This window comes from Streptomyces sp. PH9007, from assembly GCF_059813725.1.
Genome location: NZ_CM187440.1, coordinates 6,276,959 through 6,286,605, shown reverse-complemented (window position 1 = coordinate 6,286,605; position 9,647 = coordinate 6,276,959). Strand labels below are relative to the sequence as shown.

Sequence of the window (9,647 nt, the reverse complement as noted above, 5' to 3'; positions counted from 1 at the left end):
CTTGGATTTCGAACGTCAACCCACGCTAACACGGGCCCCATTGCCCGCCAAGAGACATATTCCAGTGCCAGACACGGACACATTTTCGATCGCCGGTTCCTGTCGCCACGGCTTCCCTGTGCCGACCAGGGCGTTCATCGTCGCCGCGGGCGCGCGTGAGAAACGGATACTAGCCCTCCGCCGTGAAATTCCGGGATATGTCGCGCCGGGATTCAACGGCCCTGGCCGGCCGGCGGGAGCGGGCAACGGCCCGTCACGACTGACCGGCGCGTGCGTCAGGGCCTGCTCCCTGTGCGGATCACGCGCAGGCGGCCTCACGGTCATGCCCGTTGCCGGTGCCCGCATCGTGGAGGCCGCGGGAGCCTCCGCGATCGCCACCACCAGCGCGGGTGTGGCCTGGTCCCTCGGCGCGCCGGACGGTGACTCCGTCTCCCGTGACCTGGTGCTGGATGCCGTCGCCCGCATCACGGCCGCCGTGGCGCTCCCGGTCACCGTCGACATCGAGGGCGGCTACGGAGACAGCCCCCAGGACGTCGCGCACACCGTCGCCCGGCTCCTCGACACCGGAGCGGTGGGCATCAACATCGAGGACGGCACGCGCGGGCCGCGCGAACTCGCGGCGCGCCTCGAAGCCGCCCGCCGGGCGGCGCGGCGCGGGGGTGTCGACCTGTTCGTCAACGCCCGTATCGACACCTATCTGCTCGGGTGGGGCGAGGACCACGAGACCCGGTTGCGGGAGACGCTAGAACGGGCGCGCCTGTACGTCGGCGCGGGAGCGGACGGGATCTTCCTTCCCGGCCTCGACGACGCCGATGTCATCAAGGAGGTGGCAGCGGCGATCACGGTCCCCCTCAATGTCATGGCGGGTCCCGGGATGCCGTCGGTGAACGAGCTGGGCTCCCTGGGCGTGGCCCGCGTCAGTCTCGGCTCGGGCGTGGCGCAGGCCGCCTACACCACCGTGCAGCGCTCGGCGCGCGAGCTGTACGGGCACGGCGGGTACACATTCCTCCGGCACGCCATCGAGTACCGGAGCTCAACGGCCTCTTCGCCGCATCCCGCTGATCCCGGTCCACCGGCCCGGCCGGCGTCGTTTCGGCGCCCGCCCGGCACGCGGCGGCCGACAGGATCGTGAGGGGAGGCAGGGCACGGCGTCCGTTCGCCGGCGGGGCGGGAACGCCAGGTGACCGACGGCCGGGGTTCAGGACTCCCGGCGCGGGACGGAAGGGGTGAGCGTCCAGGAGATGAGGAGGTCGAGTGCCTGGCGGGAGGGCGAGCCGGCCTCGGTGCTGTAGAGAAAGACGGCTGCTTCGGTTTCCCCGGGGAGGGTGAACGTTTCGTACTGGACAGTGATCTCACCGACCAGCGGGTGGAGCAGTCGTTTGGATCCGTGGGTGCGCTGGTGGACGCGGTGCTGCTGCCACCAGTGGCCGAACTCCGCGCTGTTCTCCTGCAACTCGGTGATGAGGTCCTCGGTGGCCCGGTCCTCGGGCGTACGGCCGGCATCGAGGCGGAGGTTCTCCACAGCCGCGCGGGCCTGGAGTTCCCAGTCGACGAAGAGGGAGCGGGCTGCCGGGTCGAGGAGGATCCACCGTGTGTAGTTGCGCCGAGCCGGCGGCAGGGCGTCGAAGTCCGTGAACAGCACCTTGGCCATCCGGTTGGCTCCCAGGACGTCGGCGCGGCGTCCCAGAACCAGGGCGGGGGTGCTCTCCATGGTGTCCAGCAGCTGGTGGAGGCCGGAACGCAGGCGCTGAACCGTCGGCGGGCGCCGACGCCGGGGGGCCACGGTGGTCGCGACGCCGATGAGGTCGTTGAGGTGTGCCCGTCCCGCGGCGTCGAGTTCCAGTGCCTGCGCCAGCGCCTCGATCACCGCGGGTGAGGGGGTGATGCGGCGTCCCTGTTCGAGGCGCGCGTAATAATCGGCGGAGACCCCGGCCAGCCGTGCCACCTCTTCGCGCCGCAGGCCGGGGACGCGGCGTACGCGGGCGTCCGGCGGCAGCCCCGCGCGGGCCGGGTCGCACTGGGCGCGGGCCCTGCGCAGGAAATCGGCGAGTTCGCGGTTGGGGGTGGCCATGCGTCCAGTGTGGCCGATTCCCGGCGGTCACAGCGGGCCTGGACAGGGACTGTCAGTCCTGGTCAGGGCTGACCGAGGCAGGTCAGGGCCGAGGATGGCCGGCCTCGGGCGGCCGGGGCGGGTGAGTGTGGAGGCACTGCCGGCTCCACCGCGTCCGGCGGTCCCGGTCCCCGTCCCGCAGGTGACCGGGTCATCACGAGAAGCCGAGGAAGATGTCATGAGCCGCGTTCTGATCGTCATGTCCGCCACCGCCGTGTGGGAGCGCACCGACGGCTCGCAGTACCCCACGGGCTACTGGGCGGAGGAGCTGGCCGCGCCGCACGAGGCGTTCGCCGGCGCCGGCCACACCGTCGACTTCGCCTCTCCCGGGGGCGTGCTCCAGCCGCTGGACCAGCACAGCGCCGACCCGGCGATCGCCGGTGAGGACTGTGCGCGGCATGTGGCCCACGCCCGGAAGGCGCTGCGCGACTTCGGTCCGCTGCTGAAGCTGGAGGAGGTTTCGGCCGCCGATTACGATGCCGTGGTGCTGCCGGGCGGACATGGCCCCGTGGTCGATCTCTTCCAGGACGCGTACCTGGGCCGGCTGCTGGTGGAGGCCGACCGCGCCGGCAAGATCATCGGTGCGGTCTGCCACGGCCCGGCCGCGTTGCTGTCCGCGGTCGACGAGCGGGGCGAGTGGATCTTCTCCGGCCGGCGGATGGCCGCGTTCACCGACGAGGAGGAGCGCCTGTTCGGCACCGCCGACAACGCTCCGTGGCTGCTGGCGAGCCGACTGCGCGAGATGGGCGCCCGGCATGAGCACGGTGACCCCTACCAGGCGTTCACCCTTCAGGACGCCAACCTCTTCACCGGCCAGAACCCGGCGTCCAGCGCCCCGATGGCCGACGCGATCAACACCGCGCTGGCAGCGGGCTGACCCCTCCCCCGGCCGGGCCCGGGTCGTTTTTTCCGGCCGTCATGGGGCGGTCGGCGCTCCGCGCCTCGTAGAGCGCCGACTGCTGTGGCTCGACCTGGGTGAAGGTTTCCGCGGTCTGCGAATCCGTCCGATTCATCCGGGTCCGCGATGAAGCCACCCGCCCGGGTCCGCCGGGGGCGAACCCGTTATGGCCCGTACAGTCCAGAACTCATACCATGAGGACATGGCCCGGCCTCGCAAGTTCGACGAAGATCGCGTGCTTCTCGCTGTCCGCGATGAGTTCTGGGACAAGGGCTACGCGGCGACGTCCCTGGAGGACCTGCTGCGCGTCAGCGGGCTCGGCAAAGGCAGCCTGTACGGCGCGTTCGGAGACAAGCACCACCTGTTCCTGCGGGTGCTGCGCGACTACGACAACGCGAACCTGTCGATGCTGCGCGAGCGCCTGGAGTCGGCGCCGCGAGGGATCGACCTGGTGCGCGCATTCGTGCTCAGCCCGGCCGCCGACCCCACCGGGGCAGTGGCGCGTCGGGGGTGTCTGCTGGCCAACAGCAACGCCGAACTCGCCACCAGCACTCCGGAAGTTGCCGCCGAGGCCCGCCGCAGCTACGACGCGATCACCGCCATCCTCACCGAGGCGCTGGAGCGGGCCCGGCGTGAGGGCGACCTCTCCCCCGACGCGGACCCCGGCGAGACCGCCCGCTCCGTTCTCGTCGCCCAGCTCGGCCTCATCGCGCTCGGACGCACCGGCATGGACATCGACACCCTCACCACGGCGGCGCAGACCGCTCTGGCGCGGCTCCTGCCCGCTCTCCCGCCGAAGTAGCGGCCATCCGCCGGCCGGCCTGGAACCGGCACAAGTCCTTACGGGCCTGAGTGCTGTCAGGTATGCCTTCACCACGCCTCTCGCGCAGGGAGCCCACCGGCCGCGCTCCCGTCCGCCCTGCGGCGTGCTCGGCCCAGGCTGCCGAGTCGCCCCTCCCGGACCCCGTTCTTGACTGCTTGGTCCATATCGTGGATTGTTATGGACTCAACGGTCCATAACTCTTGAGGAGGGGCGGCATGGCCGTCTTGGCAGGCAAGGTCGCTGTGATCACCGGAGGCAGTACCGGCATCGGCTTCGCGACGGCACGCGCGTTTCGCGATGCAGGCGCCGAGGTGTTCATCACCGGGCGCCGCAAGGACGCGCTGGACGCTGCGGTCGCCGAACTCGGCAACGGCGTGACCGGCGTGGTGTGCGATGTCTCGGTGTCTGCGGAGCTCGACAAGTTCTACGAGGCCGTGCGTGAACAGGCCGCTGGTATCGACGTGTTGGTCGCGAACGCCGGCATCGGCACCGCGGCTCCGCTCGGCGAGGTGACGGAGGAGCTGATCGACTCCTTGTTCGCCACCAACGTCAAAGGAACGATCTTCACTTTCCAGCAGGCGCTGCCGCATCTCAACGCGGGTGCCTCGGTGATCCTGACGGGCTCGACCGCCGCGACGCGGCCCGACCCCGGGCTTGAGGTCTATGCGGCGTCGAAGGCCGCGGTGCGCAGTCTTGCCCGTGGTTGGGCCCTCAGCTCGCGCGCACGCGGTTTCCGGGTCAACGTCGTATCGCCGGGTGGGACGCGCACCCCGGGTCTGCTGGAGCTGGTCCCGGCCAAGGTGCTCAAGCAGGCCGAAGAGGACGTCCCCCTGGGCCGCCTCGCCGAGCCCGGGGAGATCGCCGCGGTGACGACGTTCCTCGCCTCGGACGCGTCGAGTTACGTCAACGGTGCGGAGTTCTTCGCCGACGGTGGATACGCACAGGTGTAAGAGCCGCCGTACGCGACGGGCTGATGAGTGAGTTGTCCGCGCGTCACGCCTTCCTCCTTCCGGGTCCGCCATCCAGGCGGACCCGGATCGGCGGGACTGATCACGACGTCACACCCACCCCGGCCGCCGCTCACTCCGGTGGTGCGGTGGCGGTGGGGTTCAGGACAGCGGCGAGCCAGGTGTTCGCGGCGGCGTAGCCCGCGAGTTCGGTATGGTTCGCGTCCAGGGTTCCGTTCACCACCTGCACGAGGAGCTGGTACCGCTCGTACGGATCCGTGGGCCGGGGTCCGTTCGCCTCGCGCTCCTGGTCGGCGAGGACTTGCGGCTCGATGAGCAGAAGTCCTCCCGCGAGCTCCCGTCGTGTCGCCGCGTCGTCGAAAGAGGTCCCGAACATCTCGCCCAGCCAGCTCAGATAGCGGTTCCCCAGTTCCTGGGCCTCCGGGGAGTCAGGGGCGAGGCCCGCCTGTTGCGCGGCGACGGCTTCCTTGATGAGTGGCGCGGCGCGTTCGTAGGCGTTGAGCGCGTCCGGGGAGACCAGCAGTTGTCCGGGACCGTCGGTGAAGCGCTCGTTGAGGTCCGCCCGCACCGCGCTGCGCACCTGCGGGTCGCTGACCAGCGCCGCCAACTCGATCCACGCGTCCAGTTGCTCGGGGGTCGGCTCGTCCGGCAGGCGGGGCGGAGCGGAGTTGAGCTCGGCAACGAACCGTGGGTTCTCGTTGAGCCCTTCGCTGACGTCGGCCCAGAACTCCGCGATCAGCCGCTCCCGTTCCTCGTCCGACAGGGACACCAGCCGGTGCAGGAGCGCGGCCTGCTCGGCGGTTCCGTGCTGCCGGACCAGTGCCCGCAGCACCGCACGGCGTGCGCGCAGCCGCGACGCCTCGCGCTCCACGACCGCCAGGTGGGCGGTCGCGAGGTCGTGGAGCGTCGTCTGCCCGGCAAGCAACCGCCGGATGTCGTCGAGGCCCGCGTCCAGATCTCGCAGTGTGCGGACCAGTTCGAGGCGCGCGATGGCCTCGACGTCGTACAGCCGGTAGCCGGCGGTGGTGAGTGCGGAAGGCTGGACCACCCCGGCGTCGGCGTAGTAACGGATGGCGCTGACGCTGAGGCCGGTACGGCGTGCCACGTCTCCGATCGGGTACATCTTCTCGTCGTTCACAGTGCAACTGTGGGGTCTCGACCCGCTTGAGACACAAGCCCGCCGGGATCGTTGTTCGACACGCCGCGTCCGGCCGAGGGGGTTCGGCTTCGAGCTCCGCACGGTGCCTCCGCTCCGCGTTCGGCGGCACCGTGCAGGCCGTCCCTTCCCCGCCCTGGTGCCGACCGTTCAGGGCCGGCGCCACCCTGCGCCGGCGGGATCGTTTCGCGGGCATGCGAGGCGTCGCTGTCGGCATCGGCGTGCTCCGGCCATCAGCGCCTTGCGCTCGTGCATCGAGTCGCGGATGCGGAGCTCCGTCAGCCCCTCGTGCGCCCGCTCCCGCTGGACCATGCCGCGCGGGATGACGCCGATCACCTCGCCACCCGCCTTCAGCGCGCTGTCCGCCAGTACCCCCATGAGTCCTGTACGGCCGCCGCCGTGGACGAGGCCGATTCCGCGTCGGGCCAGCTCCGTTCCGACGCCGGCGGCCAGCCGCCCGTACCCGGAATCTTCTCCGTGGGACGAGGCGATGAAGACGGCCAGGCGGTGTAAAGGGGCCTCCGGTACGGCCCCCGCTGACGTGGTGACGGGCTCCGGGGACAGCGGCCTCACCGCGCGGAGTCGGCCAGCAGGGGCCGCAGGTGGGCGTGGGCCCAGCCCGCGAGGGCGGTGGGGGTGGTGGTGAACGTGCCCCTCGGCTGTTCCGGGGTCAGTTCGCGGGTGCCCGAGGTCATGCCGACGATGCCGTTGACCGCGCCCGGCGGCAGCCCGGCCGCGCTCAGCGCCTCGCGGACATCTCCGTCGGACACCGTGCGCACCCGGATGTCGCGGCCGAGCGCGGCGGACAGGATCCGCGCGACGTGCCGCCACGACAAGTCCTGGGGGCCGTGGACGCCCTGGACGACACGGCCGTGCCAGCCGTCGTTCAGCAGACGCGCGGCAGCGATGTCCCCGATGTCGCGAGGGTCGACCCAGGGAAGGGGCCGGTCGGGGTCGTCGGCGGCGCTGAGCCGGCCGGCTGCCAGGTCGTCGAGGCTGAGGATCAGGTTGGTGAAGAAGTAGCCGCAGCGCAGGTGCAGGACATCCGCTCCGGTGGCGTCGAGTTGTTCCTCGATGGCGGCCAAGCCGTCGATGTGGCCGGCGCCGTGCCGCAGTTCCGCGCCGACGCTGCTGAGGAACACCACACGCCGTACCCCGTTGTCCCGCACGGCGGCGGCAAGGTGGGCACCGGTGCGTCGTGAGGTGTCCACCGGGTCCTCGACGGTGTGCGGGGTCGGATCCACCACCAGGGCAGCGGTGGCTCCCGCCAGGGCCTGGCGCACGAAGCCGGCGTCGGTGAGGTCACCGCGCTGGGCGTCCACCCGCGCACGGACACCCGGCTCGAGCCGGGCCGGGTCGCGCACCAGAACTCGGGGTCGCACGCCCGCCTGGAGCAGTAGCTGGACCACCCGGGATCCGACGTGGCCGGTGGGTGTGGTGACGGCGATGGTCATGGATCTCCTCGGTGTCGTTTGCCGCGCAGTCGGTGCACCGTAATGGCCCTTGTGGCCGGATCCTGGCCGCAAGGGTGCGAGAGTGGGCGCATGGATCACCCGAGCGGGCGGATGCTGGAGTTGCTGTCGCTCTTGGCCACCGGGGTGCCGCGCACCGGGGCAGACCTGACGGCGCGGCTCGGTGTGTCACCGCGCACGCTGCGCAGAGACGTGGAGCGGCTCCGGCAGCTCGGTTACCGGGTGGAGTCGGCGCGCGGCACCGGTGGCTGCTACCGGCTGCCGGCCGGGCAGGGCTTGCCGCCGCTGCTGCTCTCCCAGGAGGAGGCGGTGGCAACGGCGGTGGGACTGCGGCACTCCGCCGCGACGTACGGAGCGGACGGGCCCGGCGCCGCGGATTCCGCCCTGCGCAAGCTGGAGGCCGCGCTACCCGCTCGGCTGCGCCGCCCGGTGGAGGCGCTGACGGCCGCCAGCACGGTACCGTCCGCGCCGTCGCAGGGGGGTGATCTCGGCGTCGTGGAGCAACTGGCCACAGCCGCGCGCCTGCGCTCCCGGGTGCGTTTCCACTACACCTCGCGGGAGGGAACCGCCAGCCCGCGCCGGGCGGAGCCGCACCGTCTGCTGCTCCAGGGACACCGCTGGTACGTGCTGGCGTGGGACGAGGACCGGGCGGACTGGCGCAGCTTCCGGGTGGACCGGATCGGTCGGCTGCGGGTGCCGGGCACGACGTTCGCGCCTCGTCCGCTCCCGAGGGAGTACACCCAGCCGTTTGCGCCCCGGGAGCCGGAGGGGGCCGTGCTGTTCCTGGCGCCGGTCGAGACGGTGGCGGAGCGGCTGACCGCGCGGGCCGGCACGCTGGAGCCTGCCGGCGCCGACCGCTGCCGGTACGTCACCGGTGCGGACGACTGGGAGTGGCTGGCGGGAGCGCTGGCCGCGGTCGGCCTCCCCTACCGGATCGAGGGTCCGTCTGAACTGGCGCACGCCACCCGGCGATTGGCCGCGCGAGCCGCTGCCGCCTCGTAGGAGGGGAATGTGTCCGCTCCGGTTTCCGTGGTGTACGGGGCGGGCCGGAGCATGCCCCGGGAGGCGTCGTGGGCGGCGTGGGCCGTTGGGAGGAGCGGGCTGTCCGGGCGGCCTGTCGGGGCGGGACCCTTGTGCGGTCTCTGGCAGCGTGCCGCAGGACGGTGAGCCAGGGCCAGGGCGAGTGAGGGGTTCGGATGCAGATCGGGTACAAGCTGGCGGCGGAGGGGTACGGTCCCACCGAATTGGTGCGGCAGGCCGTGGCCGCCGAAGCGGCCGGGTTCGACTTCGTCGAGATCAGCGACCACTTCCACCCCTGGCTGGACAACCAGGGCCATTCCCCGTTCGCCTGGGGGGTGCTGGGCGCGATCGCGGCCCGTACCGAGCGCATCGGACTGGCGACCGGGGTGACCTGTCCGACCGTCCGCTACCACCCGGCGGTCATCGCGCAGGCGGCGGCCACGCTGGCGCTGCTGAGCGAGGGCAGGTTCACGCTCGGCGTCGGTTCCGGGGAGAGACTGAACGAGCATGTCGTGGGCCGCGGGTTCCCGGACTCGGTCCGGGTACGGCAGGACATGCTCCGGGAAGCGCTGGAGATCATCCGGCTGCTGTGGCGGGGCGGCTACCGCTCCTACGAGGGCCGGTACCTGCGGCTGGAGGACGCGCGGGTGTTCGATCTCCCGCCGAGCCCGCCGGTGCTGGCGGTGGCGGCCGGGGGCGAGGACGCCGCCCGGATGGCGGGTGAGCTGGGTGACGGGCTGTTCGCGACCGAGCCCCGGGGAGAACTGGTACGCGCCTACCGGGACGCCGGGGGCAACGGCCCCCGCTACGCCGAGGTACCCATGGCGTGGGCGCCGGACGAGTCCTCGGCCGTGCGGGCGGCGCTGAAGACCAGCCGGTGGGCACTGACCGGGTGGAAGGTGATGAGTGAGCTGCCCAACCCGGTGAACTTCGACGCCGCTGCCGCCACCGTGCGGGAAGAGGACGTCCTGAAGCACTTCGCCTGCGGCCCGGACCCGGAGCGGTATGCCGAGGTGGCTCAGCCGTTCGTCGACGCGGGGTTCGACCATCTGGTGATGCAGAACGCCGGGCCGGACCCCGATGGCTTCCTCGACTTCTACCGCAGCGATCTCGACAGCCGGTTGCGTGCGCTGACGCCCCGGGGCTGAACCTGCCGCCGCCACAGGCCAGGGGCCGGTCGCGGGGAGGAGCGGGCCAGGA

Annotated in this window: 10 protein-coding genes; 6 read left to right on the top strand and 4 right to left on the bottom strand. The window is 71.8% G+C overall.

The window, feature by feature from the left end; all coding sequences use genetic code 11:
* Window positions 1-322 precede the first annotated feature (322 nt).
* The gene (locus ACTFAP_RS28670; protein WP_500467837.1) at window positions 323-1,132 is read left to right on the top strand and encodes an isocitrate lyase/PEP mutase family protein; all 810 of its coding nucleotides are present in this window, start codon (window positions 323-325) and stop codon (window positions 1,130-1,132) included.
* A 66-nt stretch (window positions 1,133-1,198) separates the two neighbouring features.
* Here the strand turns inward: ACTFAP_RS28670 and ACTFAP_RS28665 are convergent, their stop codons facing one another.
* Entirely contained in the window at window positions 1,199-2,071 is an 873-nt protein-coding gene (locus tag ACTFAP_RS28665; RefSeq protein ID WP_500467836.1) for a helix-turn-helix transcriptional regulator, read from the bottom strand.
* 217 nt (window positions 2,072-2,288) lie between these two features.
* Here ACTFAP_RS28665 and ACTFAP_RS28660 point away from each other — a divergent pair, with 217 nt between their 5' ends.
* From ACTFAP_RS28660 to ACTFAP_RS28650, 3 genes are all read left to right on the top strand, one after another.
* Complete coding sequence (locus tag ACTFAP_RS28660; RefSeq protein WP_500467835.1) at window positions 2,289-2,987, top strand: type 1 glutamine amidotransferase domain-containing protein; 699 nt, start codon at window positions 2,289-2,291, stop codon at window positions 2,985-2,987.
* A gap of 223 nt (window positions 2,988-3,210) precedes the next feature.
* On the top strand, window positions 3,211-3,810 hold the full coding sequence (locus tag ACTFAP_RS28655) for a TetR/AcrR family transcriptional regulator (protein ID WP_500467834.1): 600 nt from the start codon (window positions 3,211-3,213) through the stop codon (window positions 3,808-3,810).
* Window positions 3,811-4,046: 236 nt separating this feature from the next.
* The gene (locus ACTFAP_RS28650) at window positions 4,047-4,781 is read left to right on the top strand and encodes an SDR family NAD(P)-dependent oxidoreductase (protein WP_500467833.1); all 735 of its coding nucleotides are present in this window, start codon (window positions 4,047-4,049) and stop codon (window positions 4,779-4,781) included.
* A 130-nt stretch (window positions 4,782-4,911) separates the two neighbouring features.
* Here the strand turns inward: ACTFAP_RS28650 and ACTFAP_RS28645 are convergent, their stop codons facing one another.
* From ACTFAP_RS28645 to ACTFAP_RS28635, 3 genes are all read right to left on the bottom strand, one after another.
* The gene (locus ACTFAP_RS28645; protein WP_500467832.1) at window positions 4,912-5,937 is read right to left on the bottom strand and encodes a MerR family transcriptional regulator; all 1,026 of its coding nucleotides are present in this window, start codon (window positions 5,935-5,937) and stop codon (window positions 4,912-4,914) included.
* Between the two features lie 168 nt (window positions 5,938-6,105).
* On the bottom strand, window positions 6,106-6,528 hold the full coding sequence (locus ACTFAP_RS28640; RefSeq protein ID WP_500467831.1) for an LOG family protein: 423 nt from the start codon (window positions 6,526-6,528) through the stop codon (window positions 6,106-6,108).
* Entirely contained in the window at window positions 6,525-7,409 is an 885-nt protein-coding gene (locus ACTFAP_RS28635; protein ID WP_500467830.1) for an NmrA family NAD(P)-binding protein, read from the bottom strand. Before ACTFAP_RS28635 ends, ACTFAP_RS28640 begins: the two co-directional genes overlap by 4 nt.
* A 90-nt stretch (window positions 7,410-7,499) precedes the next feature.
* Between ACTFAP_RS28635 and ACTFAP_RS28630 the strand changes: the two genes are divergently transcribed.
* Together ACTFAP_RS28630 and ACTFAP_RS28625 are read left to right on the top strand one after the other, a co-directional pair.
* The gene (locus ACTFAP_RS28630) at window positions 7,500-8,429 is read left to right on the top strand and encodes a helix-turn-helix transcriptional regulator (protein WP_500467829.1); all 930 of its coding nucleotides are present in this window, start codon (window positions 7,500-7,502) and stop codon (window positions 8,427-8,429) included.
* A gap of 194 nt (window positions 8,430-8,623) precedes the next feature.
* Window positions 8,624-9,595, top strand: coding sequence for a TIGR03557 family F420-dependent LLM class oxidoreductase (locus tag ACTFAP_RS28625; RefSeq protein WP_500467828.1), 972 nt, complete (start codon window positions 8,624-8,626; stop codon window positions 9,593-9,595).
* The last annotated feature ends 52 nt before the right edge of the window (window positions 9,596-9,647 follow it).

Bases quoted from the DNA above. Each gene is read 5' to 3' on its own strand.
- ACTFAP_RS28660 (WP_500467835.1), top strand. From the start codon at position 2,289: ATGAGCCGCGTTCTGATCGTCATGTCCGCCACCGCCGTGTGGGAGCGC.
- ACTFAP_RS28670 (WP_500467837.1), top strand. From the start codon at position 323: ATGCCCGTTGCCGGTGCCCGCATCGTGGAGGCCGCGGGAGCCTCCGCG.
- ACTFAP_RS28650 (WP_500467833.1), top strand. From the start codon at position 4,047: ATGGCCGTCTTGGCAGGCAAGGTCGCTGTGATCACCGGAGGCAGTACC.
- ACTFAP_RS28625 (WP_500467828.1), top strand. From the start codon at position 8,624: ATGCAGATCGGGTACAAGCTGGCGGCGGAGGGGTACGGTCCCACCGAA.
- ACTFAP_RS28630 (WP_500467829.1), top strand. From the start codon at position 7,500: ATGGATCACCCGAGCGGGCGGATGCTGGAGTTGCTGTCGCTCTTGGCC.
- ACTFAP_RS28665 (WP_500467836.1), bottom strand. From the start codon at position 2,071: ATGGCCACCCCCAACCGCGAACTCGCCGATTTCCTGCGCAGGGCCCGC.
- ACTFAP_RS28655 (WP_500467834.1), top strand. From the start codon at position 3,211: ATGGCCCGGCCTCGCAAGTTCGACGAAGATCGCGTGCTTCTCGCTGTC.
- ACTFAP_RS28635 (WP_500467830.1), bottom strand. From the start codon at position 7,409: ATGACCATCGCCGTCACCACACCCACCGGCCACGTCGGATCCCGGGTG.